Raw genomic sequence first — 14,096 nt, 5'->3', positions numbered from 1 at the left:
ACTCCTGTAGAGGATACCATCATGATTAGTCTAAGTGACTTAAGAAAATTTAAAGCCGAAGGACGTAAGTTCTCTTGCCTAACTTGTTACGATGCAAGTATGGCAAAAGCAATGGAACTTGCTGAAATTGATACGATCTTAATTGGTGATTCTCTTGGAATGGCAATTCAGGGGCGTGACTCAACTTTACCTGTAACTGTTGAAGACATGGCCTATCATACAGCGGCAGTCCGTCGCGGTAATCAGCATGCTTTAATTATGACTGACTTACCATTTATGAGTTATGCCACTTTAAACGATGCTTTGCAGAATGCGAAAACAGTTATGCAAGCTGGTGCCCAAATGATCAAAATCGAAGGTGGTGCATGGCTAAGTGAAACTGTCCAAGTGTTAACACGTAATGGTGTGCCTGTATGTGTACATTTAGGTTTAACCCCGCAGTCTGTACATGTATTTGGTGGCTACAAGTTACAAGCTAGAACGCGTGAAGCAGCCGATCAGCTTATTGCCGATTGTACAGCGGTGGTTGAAGCGGGTGCGGCAGTTTTATTACTCGAATGCGTTCCGGCACAATTAGGTCAAGAAATTGCAGAATTGTTCCCAAATACTCCTGTGATCGGTATTGGGGCAGGTAATGCGACTGATGGTCAGGTATTGGTTGTACAAGACATGTTAGGTCTAACGTTTGGTCGAGTTGCGCGTTTTGTACGTAACTTTATGAAAGAACAATCTGGTGAAACAGCGATTTTAGATGCTTTTAAAGCTTTTCATGCTGCTGTACAAGATCAGTCGTTCCCAGCTAAAGAACACACTTTCCAAGTTGAGCTGTAATTCATGAAAACAGAAACCACTATACAAGGCTTAGCTGCTTCTTTAAATCCTGCTAGAGCTGCACGTAAAATCATTGGTTTTGTCCCAACGATGGGAAATCTACATGAAGGCCACCTCACTCTTGTTCGTGAAGCGAAAAAGTTATGTGATGTTGTGGTTGTGAGTATCTTCGTGAACCCAACACAGTTTGGTCCGGGTGAAGATTTTGATAATTATCCGCGTACGTTAGAGCAGGATAGTCGTTTGCTTGCAGATGTTGGCTGTGACATTATTTTTGCACCATCAGTTGAGCAAATGTACGGTACACAACCTCGCTTAACTAACATTAGCGTCAGTCAAATTACTGATGATTTATGTGGAAGCTCACGTCCCGGGCACTTCGATGGCGTAGCACTGGTTGTCACCAAACTCTTTAATATTGTGCAACCGAATTATGCTTTCTTTGGTCAAAAAGACTACCAGCAATTAGCAGTGATTCGCCAATTTGTACAGGATTTGAATATTCCGTTAGAAGTTATTGGCGTACCAATTGTTCGTGCAGAAGATGGTTTGGCACTGAGTTCAAGAAATGGTTATTTGACTCCTGAACAGCGTCAGGTTGCACCAGTCATTTATCAAGGTTTAAAACAAGCCGAAGAGCAATTACACCAAGGTAAAGATTTACAACAAGTCTTGGCAGATTTGAAAACACTGTTGACAGACAATGGTTTTGTTGTGGATTATGTGGAGGCTCGCCAACCTAATTTGTTAGCTGCTTCTCAATTTGATCGTGATATTGTGTTGTTTGTCGCGGCGAAATTAGGTGGAACGCGTTTAATTGATAATCTACAAGTTGCCTTTACACCTCAATAATATATAAAAGGACAGCCATGCCATGAAGCGTATACTTATCGTGACAGGACAGTCTGGTTCAGGAAAATCTTCAGCTCTTCAAGTATTAGAAGATTTGGGCTACTACTGTATTGATAATTTACCTTTGGCATTGCTGCCTGAGATCGTGGCAAAGCTAGATCATGAAAATAATCTTGAGCAGCTTGCTTTAGGGGTGGATGTACGAAGTACTCGGGCAGATATGCAAGAGTTCGATCATGTTTTTGAGCAATTACAAAAACATGGTACGGTTGATGTGATTTATCTGACGACACAAGATCAAGATTTGATTGCACGATTTAGTGCTTCACGTCGTCCACATCCGTTAGCAAATCGTTTCAAAAGCCTTTTACAGTGTATTCATGAAGAAAAGCAGTTGCTGATTCCAATTCAGTTTCGTGCCACTGTTCACATTGATACCACAGATAAAAGTGTTCACGATTTAAAACATATCTTGCTATCAAAATTAGGACAATCAGATAATCTGATTGTTATATTGCAGTCATTTGGTTATAAACATGGCATTCCTTTAGATGCCGACTATGTTTTTGACGTACGGCATTTACCAAATCCGCATTGGGATTTAGAATTACGCCGCTTTTCTGGTTTAGACGAGCCAGTTAAACAATTTTTAGAAGCAAGTCCACAAGCAAATGAAATGTTTGAGGACATTCTCCACTTCTTAAAAAAATGGCTGCCGGCATTTGCTGAAGGGCATCGTCACTATATGACGATTTCAATAGGTTGCACAGGCGGCCAGCATCGTTCAGTTTATATGGTAGATAGACTAAAACAAGCACTTGAGGCAGAATGGTCTGTTCAGGTCTTACACAGAGAAATGAAGCACTGGTCATGATAGACACAACTGTTGATGTAATTAATAAACTCGGTTTACATGCACGTGCATCAGGAAAACTGATAGAGGTCACTACAAAGTTTCGTTCGTCAATTCAAATTGGTAAGGGCGATCATTTAGTAGATGCAAAGAATATTATGTCGTTACTGATGTTAGGTGCAGGTAAAGGGACTACTTTACGTTTAGTCATTGATGGCACTGACGAAGAACAGGCATTAAATGAAGTACAGGCGTTATTCGCCGCAAAATTTTATGAGGCAGATTAATCGTGGCACGTCGTCCCAAGCGTTATACTGAAGAAGATTTTGATTCTTTAGAAGGACGTGCAAGTAAAACCGAACAGAAAAAAGCAGTTCAACGTATGGCTGCTTTAGGTGAGCAGTTAGCACAACTTTCTATCAAACAAATTCAAAAACTTCCTGTTGATGAGCGTTTAATTGATGCTCTTTTGGAAGTTCAGAATATTAGTTCATTCGAAGCGCGCCGTCGTCAGTTTCAGCGTGTTGGTAAACTCTTGCGCAATGAAGATGAGACAGTCATTTTATCTTATTTGACCCCTCAGCAAGGCGCGAAGAAACAAGCTCAACTCATGCGTTGGGTGGATCGTATGATCGAGCAGGGTGACCCTGCAATCAATGAATTTAGCAAAATCTATAATGCATCAGAACGACATACTTTACGTCAGCATGTGTTAAGAATTAATCGTGATAAAACCCAGCAAGTTGCAGAAGCAGATCTAGAAGCAACTAAAATGAAATTTATTAACTATGTACAACAGGTTGCTCTATTGTCAGATCAAGGTTAATACAGTTTTAAATAAAAAGCGGCGTTAGAAACGCCGCTTTTTTATTTTATAGGAATCAAATTAAGCGCGTTCTTTTGCCCATTCACGCAAGATGAATTTTTGCAATTTACCTGTTGAGGTTTTTGGAATTTCAGTAATCACCACATCTTTAGGAACTTTAAAGCGCGCAAGTTCTTTTTGACAGTGCTCAATAATTTCTTCAGGCGTGACACTAGCCCCAGTTTTTAATTCAATAAATGCGCATGGTACTTCTTGCCAACGTTCGTCAGGTTTTGCCACAACAGCGGCTGTTAAAACTGCTGGGTGTTTATATAAAACGTCTTCGACTTCTAAAGATGAAATATTTTCTCCACCTGAAATAATAATATCTTTAGAGCGGTCAGTAATTTTTGCATAACCATCTGGGTGGCAAACAGCTAAGTCTCCAGTGTGGAACCAGCCACCTGCAAAGGCTTCTTCCGTTGCCTTTGGATTTTTTAAATATCCTTTCATGACAATATTGCCACGGAACATGATTTCTCCCATGGTTTCACCGTCATTTGGAACTGGCTGCATCGTTTCAGGATCTAACACCCGCATACTATCTTGTAAAGGATAAGGTACACCCTGACGAGAGTGTAGTTGCGCTTGCTCGGTAATGGAGAGGTCGCTCCATCCCGCTTGAGAAGCACAAAGCGCAGATGGTCCATAGGTTTCGGTTAAACCATACACATGGTTGACATTAATCCCAATGTTTCGCATACCTTCAATGACAGCGACAGGTGGAGCAGCACCTGCCACCATAACTTCAACATGATGTTCTATGCTTGGCTGCTTTTCCTTAGGCAGATTAATAATCATAGATAGGACGATTGGAGCGCCACAGAAGTAATCAACTTTATGTTTGGCAATAAGCTGCATCACCAGTTCTGGGTCAACTTTACGTAGGCAAATATTGGTTCCGCCACTGGCTGCAATACTCCATGCAAAGCACCAACCATTACAGTGAAAAAGAGGAAGCGTCCATAAATAAACGGCTCGGGGTTTCATGCCGCAGGCTAAAATATTGCTTGCTGCATTTAAATAAGCACCTCGGTGGTGATAAACCACTCCTTTAGGATTTCCAGTGGTTCCAGAGGTATAATTTAAACTAATTGCATCCCACTCATCTTCAGGTAATTGCCATTCAAAATTGGCATCGCCTTGAGCTAACCATTCCTCATATTCGAAAGAACCAAGGAATTGGTTTTCGCCTTTATACTCTTCATCCGCAACATCAATCACAATAATATGTTGGTTAGGAATAAGTGATAAAGCTTCTCTTGCTAAATTAACAAACTCGGGGTCAACTAAAAGTACTTTAGTTTCAGCATGCTCTAGCATAAAAGCGATGGTTTTAGCGTCTAAACGGGTATTTAGGGTATTAAGAACAGCACCCGCCATTGGTACAGCAAAATGTGCTTCAATCATTGCTGGTACATTTGGCAGTAAAACTGAAACCGTATCATTTTTAACTATGCCTAATTGTTGAAGCTGAGATGCAAATTGACGGCAGCGCTGATAAGTTTGTTTCCATGAAATCTGACGGTTGCCATGAATAATAGAAGCTTGGTCTGGATAGATATAAGCTGCGCGCTCTAAATAGCGCAGAGGGGATAATGCAACAAAGTTTGCGGGTGTACGTGGTAATTCGTTATAGGCACTAACCATGTGAAACAACTCCATGTTCTATTTTTTAATTCATTCTTTGAAAATATGGCTTAATAGTAATCAAAGCATTAATGCTTTAGTCTTAAAGAGAAATACCTCTCAGTCAGAAAATGAGCAGAAATGCTATTTTCAACATCTTAAATCAGTTCTGATGAATAATTATCCTATTTATGTATTTCTGAAAATTTAGCTAGGTCCTTATTAAAGTCATTTATTGCTGTTTACCGTATAAGCAAAATGTATTTATGATTTTATGAGTACAAAGGTTTTCACTTGGCTTGAACAAGTGTAAAATCTTTCAGGTTTTTTAATTTTGATTTACACCGTTTTTATATTTTGAGGCTTGCCTCGATCATAATCTCGCGGTGAAATGCTCCTTCGTATAGGGCATCACTCCTTAAGGATTTTTTTTTATGCCAATTATCACATTGCCAAATGGCGATCAAAAGAGTTTTGATCACCCTGTATCTGTTATGGAAGTCGCTCAAAGTATTGGGCCTGGTTTAGCAAAAAATACCGTTGCTGGACGAGTAAATGATCGCTTAGTTGATGCATGTGACTTAATTACCGAAGACTCGACCTTACAAATTATCACTCCAAAAGATGAAGAAGGTCTTGAGATCATTCGCCACTCTTGTGCACACCTTGTAGGGCACGCAGTAAAACAGCTTTTCCCTGAAGCAAAAATGGTGATTGGTCCGGTCATCGAAGAAGGTTTCTATTACGATATCTGGATGCCACGTCCTTTCACACTAGATGATATGGCAGCGATTGAAGAGCGTATGAAAAAGCTCATCGATCAAGATTATGACGTTATCAAAAAAATGACACCGCGTGATGAAGTCATCAAAGTATTCACTGACCGCGGCGAAGAATATAAATTACGTCTTGTGGAAGACATGCCTGAAGAAAAAGCAATGGGCTTGTACTACCACCAAGAATATGTAGATATGTGCCGTGGTCCGCACGTACCGAACACAAAATTCTTAAAATCATTCAAGCTTACTAAAATCTCTGGTGCTTACTGGCGTGGTGATGCGAAGAATGAACAGCTTCAACGTATCTATGGTACTGCTTGGGCTGATAAAAAACAGTTAGCAGCTTATATCAAGCGTATTGAAGAAGCTGAAAAGCGTGATCACCGTAAAATTGGTAAAGCATTAGACTTGTTCCATATGCAAGAAGAAGCACCGGGTATGGTGTTCTGGCATGCAAATGGCTGGACTATTTATCAAGTACTAGAACAGTACATGCGTAAAGTTCAGCAAGACAATGGTTACCAAGAAATCAAAACTCCGCAAATCGTAGATTTTACGCTTTGGGAAAAATCTGGTCATGCGGCAAACTATGCAGAAAACATGTTTACGACTCATTCTGAAAGTCGTAACTATGCTGTAAAACCAATGAACTGTCCTTGTCACGTTCAAGTGTTTAACCAAGGATTAAAGTCTTACCGTGATTTACCAATTCGTTTAGCTGAGTTTGGTTCTTGTCACCGTAATGAGCCATCTGGTTCTTTACACGGTATTATGCGTGTTCGTGGTTTTACTCAAGATGATGCGCATATCTTCTGTACTAAAGAACAGATCGGTAAAGAAGTTGCAGACTTTATTAAACTCACTTTAGATGTTTATAAAGACTTTGGCTTTGAAGAAGTTCAAATGAAATTATCTACTCGCCCAGAAAAGCGTGTAGGGGATGATGCACTTTGGGATTTAGCTGAAAAATCTTTGGCAGATGCTTTAGATGCAGCTGGTCTTGAATGGGAATTGCAGCCGGGTGAAGGCGCATTCTATGGTCCAAAGATTGAGTTCTCTTTAAAAGACTGTCTTGGTCGTGTATGGCAATGTGGTACCATTCAGTGTGACTTCAACTTGCCAGTTCGTTTAGATGCTTCTTATGTAACTGAAGAAAACGAGCGTGATCAACCTGTCATGTTGCACCGTGCAATTCTTGGTAGTTTTGAGCGTTTTATTGGTATACTAATTGAACACTACGCTGGTTTTATGCCGCCTTGGCTATCACCTGTACAAGCATGTGTCATGAATATCACTGATTCTCAAGCTGAAGCAAGTGAGCAAGTTGTGGCAAAACTCAAGGAAAATGGTCTTCGTGCTATTTCTGACTTGAGAAATGAAAAAATCGGATTTAAGATTCGTGAGCGTACTCTAGAGCGCATTCCTTACCTGTTAGTTCTTGGTGATCGAGAAGTTGAAGAAGGTACAGTGAATGTACGTACTCGCTCAGGAAAAAATTTAGGTACTATGTCAGTGGATGCTTTCATTGACTTAGTGAAATCTGCCGTCGCCGAACGTGGCCGGTATATTGTGGAGTAAGAAAGATTAAACAGCCTGACCGTAACCAACAACAAGGTGCAAAGAGTAACCGTCCAGCAATTAACGATGAGATCCGTGCAAAAGAAGTACGCCTTGTCGGTGCTGATGGTGAGCAAAAAGGAATTGTTTCATTAAATGAAGCACTGCGTGCTGCTGAGGATGCAGATCTTGACCTTGTTGAGATTGTCGCAAACGCTGAGCCGCCTGTTTGTAAAATCATGGATTACAACAAGCACTTGTTTGACCTGAAACAGAAGCAAAAAGATGCCAAGAAAAAACAGCATCAAGTGCAAGTGAAGGAAATCAAGCTACGCCCAGCAACTGATGTAGGTGATTATCAAGTTAAGCTTCGTGCTATTCTGAAGTTCCTTGAAGAAGGCAACAAAGTTAAGATCACCTTACGTTTCCGTGGTCGTGAAATGGCTCACCAACAACTTGGTTTAGCTCAATTGCAAAAAATTGAAGCAGACGTAGCTGAGTTAGGGGTTGTAGAGCAAGCACCGAAAATGGAAGGTCGACAAATGGGTATGTTACTTGGACCGAAAAAGAAAAAGTAACACTCAAAAAAAGCACTGCAAAAGCAGTGCTTTTTTATACCTCTCATCTTTTAGCTCTATTTTCTTAAACTGACGTTTAATATCGTTTTAATCCAAAGTTATTCTCAAATTTTATGTGTTTTTTGGTGTTGGAAATATCATTGTATTACCCAAAACATGATATAACGCAAGACGCAGTCATGATAACGATGAATAGGAAAATAGAATGATTGATCTATATTATTGGGGCACACCCAATGGACATAAAATCACAATTGCCTTAGAAGAAATGGGACTGGATTACACCCTTTACCCAATTAATATTTTAGAAAATGATCAATTTCAACCAGACTTTCTGAAAATTTCTCCGAATAATAAAATTCCTGCCATTGTTGACCAAGATGGTCCACGTGGTGAGCCAATTTCAGTATTTGAATCAGGCGCGATCTTACAGTATTTAGGGCGAAAAACTGGATTGTTCTACCCGACAGACGAGCAAGAGCGAGTTGAAGTGGAACAATGGCTTATGTGGCAAATGGGTGGCTTAGGTCCTATGTTGGGACAAAATCATCATTTTAATCGCTTTGCACCAGAGAAAATTCCCTATGCTATAGACCGCTATGAAAATGAGACTAAGCGTTTATATGGTGTGTTGAATAAACAGCTCATTGGTCAGAAGTTTGTTGCAGGGGAATACTCAATTGCTGATATGGCAATTCTACCTTGGATTTTGCGTTATGAATGGCAGGGGATCCAATTAGAGGATTATCCGTATGTACAAGAATACATTGTTCGCTTAACAGCACGCCCTGCAGTACAAAAAGCATTATCAATTAAAGTCATCTAAGTTTATTGGTAGGGTAATGAATAAGGTGAAAGGTGATTTGGTCTAATTTAACATGCTAAGTTACTTTTTACTTTTTCTGAGTGCATTTGGGGCGGCTACCTTATTACCGCTACAATCAGAAGCTGTACTCGCTACTTTACTATTAAAAGGTGAGCATTCAGCTTTTCTTCTCATTTTGATTGCTACTTTCGGAAATGTATTGGGCTCATGTATAAACTGGTGGTTAGGTTTAAAAATAGAAGAGTTTAAACATAAAAAATGGTTTCCGGTTTCTGAAAAACGTTTAGAACAAGCCCAACGCTTTTATCATAAATATGGCTTTTATTCGCTGCTTTTAAGTTGGACACCTGTGATTGGTGACCCTATTACTTTGGTTGCTGGCTTATTCAAAGAAAATTTTTGGCGTTTTTTATTTATGGCCCTTATTGCTAAAGCTGGGCGTTATATTTTCATTTATTGGGTAATTACAGGTTTTATTTAAAATAAAAGCATCCGAAGATGCTTTTATTAAAATGATTTAACTAATCTTCTGAGCTTTTAGTAATATCGACTTTAAAAAGATCATTGGTTTTTAGCCAACAGAATGTCACCACTGCAAGAGTCATACAACCACCAAAAATAGTCGCTGCAATAGTTCCCAAATATTTGGCAGCCAAGCCTGATTCAAATGCACCCAGCTCATTACTTGATGAGACAAACATTCCATTTACAGCCGCTACGCGACCACGCATATTTTCTGGTGGGAATATTTGCAAAATGGTTTGTCTAACTACCACCGAAATACTGTCGCAAGCGCCCGTCATCGCCAGAGCAAATAGGGATAACCACATATTTTTTGAGAAAGCGAAAAGGATTGTAAATACACCAAACCCTGCAACTGCAAGTAGCATATTACGCCATGCATGCTGAGTTGGCGGAAAACGGGTCAAAGCAATCATGGTAATGAGTGCGCCAATAGACGGCGCTGCACGCAAATAACCTAAGCCTTCTGGCCCTACTTTTAAAATATCTTCAGCAAAGATCGGCAGTAAGGCAATCACACCTCCAAATAAAACGGAGGCTAAGTCTAAAGAAATAGCCCAGAGAACGATTTTGGTTTTCCAAATAAAGCGGAAACCATCACCTAAACTTTCTAATACATTGGTAGTTTCAATTTTAGGAAAGCTTCGTTTTTGTAATAAATTAATCAGAATAAAACAGATGCTGAGTAGGGCTGCAACACTAAAAAGACTGGTTTCTTTGCCTAAATAAGCAAGCATAAACCCACCGAGCATAGGCCCAATAATCACGCCACTTTGCCAACCAATAGTTGTCCATGTTGCGCCATTGGCATAAAGCTCACGTGGAATTAAGAATGGTTTCAATGATGTAGCAGAGGGATTATAAAACCCGCGTATGGTACCTAAGCCAAAAATGACTGCATAAATACCCCAAGAAAGGAAATTTACGCTGATATGACCTAAACCATGCAGATGGAACAGTAACCATAAAACTAAAGGAAGAGGTACTGAGAAAAATAAACAGATTTTCATGATGATCTGTTTATTAAATTTATCAGCAAAATAACCACCCCAAAGCGATAGGGCAATAAATGGAATGGCTTCTGCTAGTCCAATTAAACCTAAAGTTAGAGGGTCTTTGGTAATTTGATAAAGTGAATAGGCAACAATAATTTCTTGAATCAAAATTGCTAATGTTAAGCAAAATTGATTAATGGTGACAATTGAGAAATCTCTATAGCGCAGGGCAGCGAATGCATCATGTTTCTGCATTTGAAATATCGTATGTTGATAATTTGCCCATATTATAGGGGTAAATAAGCAGCGATGCTGAAATTATTGCCGATTATATTCATCTAAAAAAGAGATAGGTTTTTCTCATTTCTAAAGAGGTTAATTTAAAAAAATTCTAGGAATAGTTTTAATTTTAGTCAGCATACTATAAAATACGCGCTTCCTTACCTGCAGGTCGATTTTGCAATGGTGCAATCGTGCCGAACAGGTGCCCAAAAGAGGTTACTATGGCTAAGTTAAAAACTCGCCGTGGTGCAGCTAAACGCTTCAAAGCGACTGCAAACGGTTTTAAGCGCAAACAAGCATTCAAGCGCCACATTTTGACCAAAAAATCTGCTAAGCGTATCCGTCAATTGCGCGGCTGTGTAATGGTTCACGTAAGTGACGTTGCTTCAGTTCGTCGTATGTGCCCATACATCTAAGGAGATTATAAATGGCTCGTGTAAAACGTGGTGTAGTGGCTCATCGCCGTCACAAAAAAATTCTTGCTCGCGCTAAAGGTTACTACGGTGCTCGTTCACGCGTTTACCGCGTAGCGTTCCAAGCGGTAATCAAAGCTGGTCAATACGCTTACCGTGACCGTCGTCAGAAGAAACGTCAATTCCGTGCTCTATGGATTGCGCGTATCAACGCTGGTGCTCGTCAAAACGGTTTGTCTTACAGCCGTATGATCGATGGCTTGAAAAAAGCTCAAGTGATCATCGACCGTCGCGTATTAGCTGACATCGCTATGCATGATGCAGTAGCATTTGCTGCTTTAGCTGAAAAAGCTAAAGGCGCATTAGCTGCATAAGCTTAGAGATTCAAAAAAAGACCGCTTTTTAGCGGTCTTTTTTATTTTTAGTGGTTCTATTTTAAAAAAGAAAATAATCAGAGATAAATGATGATAGACGAAAAATTTCTAAATGACTTAATTCAAAAAATACAGCAAGGTCACCAGTTCAAATATTTATATTTCTGGGGACATATTCCTAAGAGAGCTAATCTTATTGATAAAAGCTGTTTTAGTCAGTGGTTTCCTGCGCAATTTAATGTAGAAGGTATTGAATACTTTACTGCTGAGCACTATATGATGGCGCAAAAAGCAAAATTATTTAATGATAAAGAAATTTTTGCACAGATTTTGCAGGTTAAACATCCGAATGAAGCGAAGCAATTAGGCCGTAAAGTACGTAATTATGATGAACAGATATGGCGAGAAAAACGTTTTGACATAGTGGTGCAGGCGAATTTTGCTAAATTCTCGCAGCATCCTGAGTTAAAAAAATTCTTATTAGCAACGAAAGACCGTATTTTGGTTGAAGCATCTCCAGTCGATAAAATTTGGGGTGTTGGTATGGCGCAAGACCATCCACACATTCAAGATCCATCTCTATGGCAAGGACTAAATTTGTTGGGTTTTGCTTTAATACATGTTCGAGAGTTACTTTTAACTGAGTAGGTTAGTACGAGACGAATTAATGCTTCACTCTAAAAAGTAGTGACATGAGGGAAGTGAATTGAAACCATTAAATGACACAGATATTCGTATAGCATCATTTAAGGATGCATTGTCTATTGCAGAAGTACATGTACAGAGTTGGAAAGAAACCTATACAGGTATGATTAAGCAAGAAATATTGAATAAGCTTAACGTACTAGATAAACAACAGTTATGGAAAGAGATAAGTAGAAGTCCTGATCATAAGTTATTTATCTATACTGAAAATGGAGTAGTGAAAGGCTTTCTCGATGGTTATTTAAATCCGGAAAATAATATTGCTGAAATTCGTGCTTTTTATTTATTAGGAGAAATTCAAAGAAAAGGAGTAGGGCGTGCGTTATTCCAAAAGTTCTATCAATGCGCTTTAAATCAAGGTTATGCTTTTATTCGTTTAGAGGTTTTTAATAAAAATCCAAGTCGCTTCTTCTATGAAAAAATGGGAGCCAAATTAACTGGTGAAGCCGAACTACCAGAGTTCGGCCTTGGAATAATAGAACTATTTTATGAATGGCAACTTTAATCTTGATTAAAGACCAAAATAATAGGCTAAAGCACAAATAATTATTGTCAGAACAATAAGCTTGATTACCCCTGTTCCTCCAGCTTTGTGATGAGGTACTTTTAAATGAGCTGCGGACTCATTCGTTGCATCAAAAGGAGAAGGTTTTTCAACAGGTTTTAATTGAGCTGTTTGATAATGATTTGCTGCTTTCACAATAAGTTTTGCAAATAGGTCGTCAGTTTTGTGGGTAAAGTTTCTTAAGTTAATAATTTGTTCTTGGTCTAAGTCTTCCCCTAAAGGATCATTTGCGGTGCGTTTTTTCTGCTCTAAATAATCTGATAAAGCCTGAGTGCGGTAGAGGAGTTGATGTGCACAATCTGCTGGGTAGCTTTCAGGAATAAGAGCAAGAGTTGGTTGATGCTCTACCGAAATTTGATGTGTTGACCCATCAAAATATTTTTTCTGAAATTCTGGTTCTTCAAAACCTGCTGCATACTTACTTCGAAATAACTCAGTTTCCATAAAGTCTGAAATTTCGTCCCATTGAGGTGCTTTTAAGTCAACTTCAACTTTCTTAGATAATTTTTCATTCAATTCAAAACGCCAGAAAGTCTCTAAGCGTAAATCGCTGTGTTGAGTCAGAGGCGGCTCAAACTCGTTATCGCTGCTGTACCATTCGGCAAGCTCATGTCCAAAAATCCATGCGATTTTCTTATTGTTTTGATGACTTACAATAAAATGAGCATAAGGTAAAAGTTCGACATTACTATTCGGGTTTTGCTCTTCATTTAAAATAGTGGATAGGTGAAGAGAGATTTGAGTCGTCCCTTGTTTTTTGAGTGCTTCTAACCAAACTTGGAAATGTTGAGCAAGTAAATGTTGTGAAATTAAGTCACGAAATTGAAAACTATGCTGGTCAAAAATATGATGTTGTCGCCATTGGCTAAAACTTAAATTCTGACGTAGGTATTCGTTACCATAGGTCACAAGTGTAAGTTGTTGTTTCCAAATCTGATTAAGCGCCATAATAATTGATCTCATTGACGATGCTATTATTTTATACGTTTTATCTTTTTGTTGCCTAATACATTTTTCATGATGGATAAACTTCATCAATACGGTGAAAAACTGTTAGAATGCAGTGTTTTATTATATTTTTAAATTTGTTGCTTTGAGAGTTACTATGTCACTGGAAGCCCTGACCACAGAAGCGCTTGCTGCCATTGCAGCAGCTCAAGACCTTGTTGCACTTGATCAGGTGCGTGTGCAATTTACAGGGAAAAAAAGCCAGCTTGCAGAACAATCGAAAGCATTAGGGAAAATGGACCCTGAAGAACGTAAAGTACAAGGTGCTGCGATTCATGCTGTTCGAGAAACAATTAATAACGCTTTAACTGAACGTCAAACAGCATTACAACAAGCTGCACTGGCGCAAAAATTAGCAAGTGAAACCATTGATATTACTTTGCCAGGCCGTGGACAGCGCATTGGTACAGTTCATCCTGTTACTCAAGTGCAAGAACGTATTTGCCAGTTCTTTACTAAAGC

Annotated in this window: 16 protein-coding genes and 1 pseudogene; 14 read left to right on the top strand and 3 right to left on the bottom strand. The window is 39.2% G+C overall.

Annotation, left to right across the window (positions count from 1 at the left end; translation table 11 throughout):
• The first annotated feature begins 21 nt into the window (after window positions 1–21).
• Genes panB through yjgA form a run of 5 tightly spaced genes read left to right on the top strand, consistent with a single transcriptional unit; the run spans window position 22 to window position 3,362 of the window.
• A complete protein-coding gene (gene panB / locus AC6BYQ_RS21570) occupies window positions 22–831 on the top strand; it encodes a 3-methyl-2-oxobutanoate hydroxymethyltransferase (RefSeq protein ID WP_000624763.1) in 810 nt (269 codons plus the stop codon).
• 3 nt (window positions 832–834) lie between these two features.
• A complete protein-coding gene (gene panC, locus AC6BYQ_RS21565; protein WP_000846362.1) occupies window positions 835–1,683 on the top strand; it encodes a pantoate--beta-alanine ligase in 849 nt (282 codons plus the stop codon).
• Window positions 1,684–1,705: 22 nt separating this feature from the next.
• Window positions 1,706–2,557 (top strand): RNase adapter RapZ, encoded by an 852-nt coding sequence (rapZ, locus tag AC6BYQ_RS21560; protein ID WP_000821671.1) that lies wholly within the window; start codon window positions 1,706–1,708, stop codon window positions 2,555–2,557.
• A complete protein-coding gene (locus AC6BYQ_RS21555; protein ID WP_000567533.1) occupies window positions 2,554–2,823 on the top strand; it encodes an HPr family phosphocarrier protein in 270 nt (89 codons plus the stop codon). Before rapZ ends, AC6BYQ_RS21555 begins: the two co-directional genes overlap by 4 nt.
• Before the next feature lie 2 nt (window positions 2,824–2,825).
• Window positions 2,826–3,362 carry a ribosome biogenesis factor YjgA gene (gene yjgA / locus AC6BYQ_RS21550; RefSeq protein WP_000124014.1) on the top strand — a complete coding sequence of 179 codons (537 nt, stop codon included), beginning with the start codon at window positions 2,826–2,828 and terminating at the stop codon, window positions 3,360–3,362.
• Between the two features lie 60 nt (window positions 3,363–3,422).
• Here yjgA and AC6BYQ_RS21545 read toward each other — a convergent pair whose 3' ends face one another.
• The gene (locus AC6BYQ_RS21545; RefSeq protein ID WP_000253060.1) at window positions 3,423–5,051 is read right to left on the bottom strand and encodes an acyl-CoA synthetase; all 1,629 of its coding nucleotides are present in this window, start codon (window positions 5,049–5,051) and stop codon (window positions 3,423–3,425) included.
• 413 nt (window positions 5,052–5,464) lie between these two features.
• On the opposite strand from AC6BYQ_RS21545, the gene thrS reads away from it, so the two are divergent.
• The 4 genes from thrS (at window position 5,465) to AC6BYQ_RS21525 (ending at window position 9,251) form a co-directional block, all read left to right on the top strand.
• Window positions 5,465–7,387 (top strand): threonine--tRNA ligase, encoded by a 1,923-nt coding sequence (gene thrS, locus AC6BYQ_RS21540; RefSeq protein WP_001121792.1) that lies wholly within the window; start codon window positions 5,465–5,467, stop codon window positions 7,385–7,387.
• 5 nt (window positions 7,388–7,392) lie between these two features.
• A complete protein-coding gene (infC, locus tag AC6BYQ_RS21535) occupies window positions 7,393–7,944 on the top strand; it encodes a translation initiation factor IF-3 (RefSeq protein WP_012297364.1) in 552 nt (183 codons plus the stop codon).
• Between the two features lie 205 nt (window positions 7,945–8,149).
• A complete protein-coding gene (locus AC6BYQ_RS21530; RefSeq protein ID WP_498057521.1) occupies window positions 8,150–8,770 on the top strand; it encodes a glutathione S-transferase N-terminal domain-containing protein in 621 nt (206 codons plus the stop codon).
• Window positions 8,771–8,822: 52 nt separating this feature from the next.
• Entirely contained in the window at window positions 8,823–9,251 is a 429-nt protein-coding gene (locus tag AC6BYQ_RS21525) for a YqaA family protein (RefSeq protein ID WP_000954160.1), read from the top strand.
• A gap of 40 nt (window positions 9,252–9,291) precedes the next feature.
• Here AC6BYQ_RS21525 and nreB read toward each other — a convergent pair whose 3' ends face one another.
• Window positions 9,292–10,542 carry a nickel resistance MFS transporter NreB gene (gene nreB, locus AC6BYQ_RS21520; RefSeq protein WP_001169053.1) on the bottom strand — a complete coding sequence of 417 codons (1,251 nt, stop codon included), beginning with the start codon at window positions 10,540–10,542 and terminating at the stop codon, window positions 9,292–9,294.
• Window positions 10,543–10,790: 248 nt separating this feature from the next.
• On the opposite strand from nreB, the gene rpmI reads away from it, so the two are divergent.
• The 4 genes from rpmI (at window position 10,791) to AC6BYQ_RS21500 (ending at window position 12,566) form a co-directional block, all read left to right on the top strand.
• On the top strand, window positions 10,791–10,985 hold the full coding sequence (gene rpmI / locus AC6BYQ_RS21515) for a 50S ribosomal protein L35 (RefSeq protein ID WP_001096359.1): 195 nt from the start codon (window positions 10,791–10,793) through the stop codon (window positions 10,983–10,985).
• A gap of 11 nt (window positions 10,986–10,996) precedes the next feature.
• The gene (rplT, locus tag AC6BYQ_RS21510) at window positions 10,997–11,356 is read left to right on the top strand and encodes a 50S ribosomal protein L20 (RefSeq protein ID WP_000124858.1); all 360 of its coding nucleotides are present in this window, start codon (window positions 10,997–10,999) and stop codon (window positions 11,354–11,356) included.
• An 87-nt stretch (window positions 11,357–11,443) separates the two neighbouring features.
• Window positions 11,444–12,004, top strand: coding sequence for a riboflavin biosynthesis intermediates N-glycosidase (gene ybiA, locus AC6BYQ_RS21505; protein WP_000972395.1), 561 nt, complete (start codon window positions 11,444–11,446; stop codon window positions 12,002–12,004).
• 58 nt (window positions 12,005–12,062) lie between these two features.
• Window positions 12,063–12,566, top strand: a complete 504-nt coding sequence (locus AC6BYQ_RS21500; protein ID WP_000803552.1) for a GNAT family N-acetyltransferase — start codon at window positions 12,063–12,065, stop codon at window positions 12,564–12,566.
• Window positions 12,567–12,572: 6 nt separating this feature from the next.
• Here AC6BYQ_RS21500 and AC6BYQ_RS21495 read toward each other — a convergent pair whose 3' ends face one another.
• Window positions 12,573–13,574, bottom strand: a complete 1,002-nt coding sequence (locus tag AC6BYQ_RS21495; RefSeq protein WP_498057520.1) for a hypothetical protein — start codon at window positions 13,572–13,574, stop codon at window positions 12,573–12,575.
• Between the two features lie 157 nt (window positions 13,575–13,731).
• Here AC6BYQ_RS21495 and AC6BYQ_RS21490 point away from each other — a divergent pair.
• Window positions 13,732–14,096 (top strand): annotated as a pseudogene (locus tag AC6BYQ_RS21490) (phenylalanine--tRNA ligase subunit alpha); the annotation flags it as partial.

The sequence above is a fragment of the Serratia sp. LTN-2 genome (assembly GCF_059740205.1).
This window is presented reverse-complemented; position numbering and strand designations above follow the sequence as displayed.

Bases quoted from the DNA above. Each gene is read 5' to 3' on its own strand.
- panB (WP_000624763.1), top strand. From the start codon at position 22: ATGATTAGTCTAAGTGACTTAAGAAAATTTAAAGCCGAAGGACGTAAG.
- panC (WP_000846362.1), top strand. From the start codon at position 835: ATGAAAACAGAAACCACTATACAAGGCTTAGCTGCTTCTTTAAATCCT.
- rapZ (WP_000821671.1), top strand. From the start codon at position 1,706: ATGAAGCGTATACTTATCGTGACAGGACAGTCTGGTTCAGGAAAATCT.
- AC6BYQ_RS21555 (WP_000567533.1), top strand. From the start codon at position 2,554: ATGATAGACACAACTGTTGATGTAATTAATAAACTCGGTTTACATGCA.
- AC6BYQ_RS21545 (WP_000253060.1), bottom strand. From the start codon at position 5,051: ATGGTTAGTGCCTATAACGAATTACCACGTACACCCGCAAACTTTGTT.
- thrS (WP_001121792.1), top strand. From the start codon at position 5,465: ATGCCAATTATCACATTGCCAAATGGCGATCAAAAGAGTTTTGATCAC.
- AC6BYQ_RS21530 (WP_498057521.1), top strand. From the start codon at position 8,150: ATGATTGATCTATATTATTGGGGCACACCCAATGGACATAAAATCACA.
- AC6BYQ_RS21525 (WP_000954160.1), top strand. From the start codon at position 8,823: ATGCTAAGTTACTTTTTACTTTTTCTGAGTGCATTTGGGGCGGCTACC.
- nreB (WP_001169053.1), bottom strand. From the start codon at position 10,542: ATGCAGAAACATGATGCATTCGCTGCCCTGCGCTATAGAGATTTCTCA.
- rpmI (WP_001096359.1), top strand. From the start codon at position 10,791: ATGGCTAAGTTAAAAACTCGCCGTGGTGCAGCTAAACGCTTCAAAGCG.
- rplT (WP_000124858.1), top strand. From the start codon at position 10,997: ATGGCTCGTGTAAAACGTGGTGTAGTGGCTCATCGCCGTCACAAAAAA.
- ybiA (WP_000972395.1), top strand. From the start codon at position 11,444: ATGATGATAGACGAAAAATTTCTAAATGACTTAATTCAAAAAATACAG.
- AC6BYQ_RS21495 (WP_498057520.1), bottom strand. From the start codon at position 13,574: ATGGCGCTTAATCAGATTTGGAAACAACAACTTACACTTGTGACCTAT.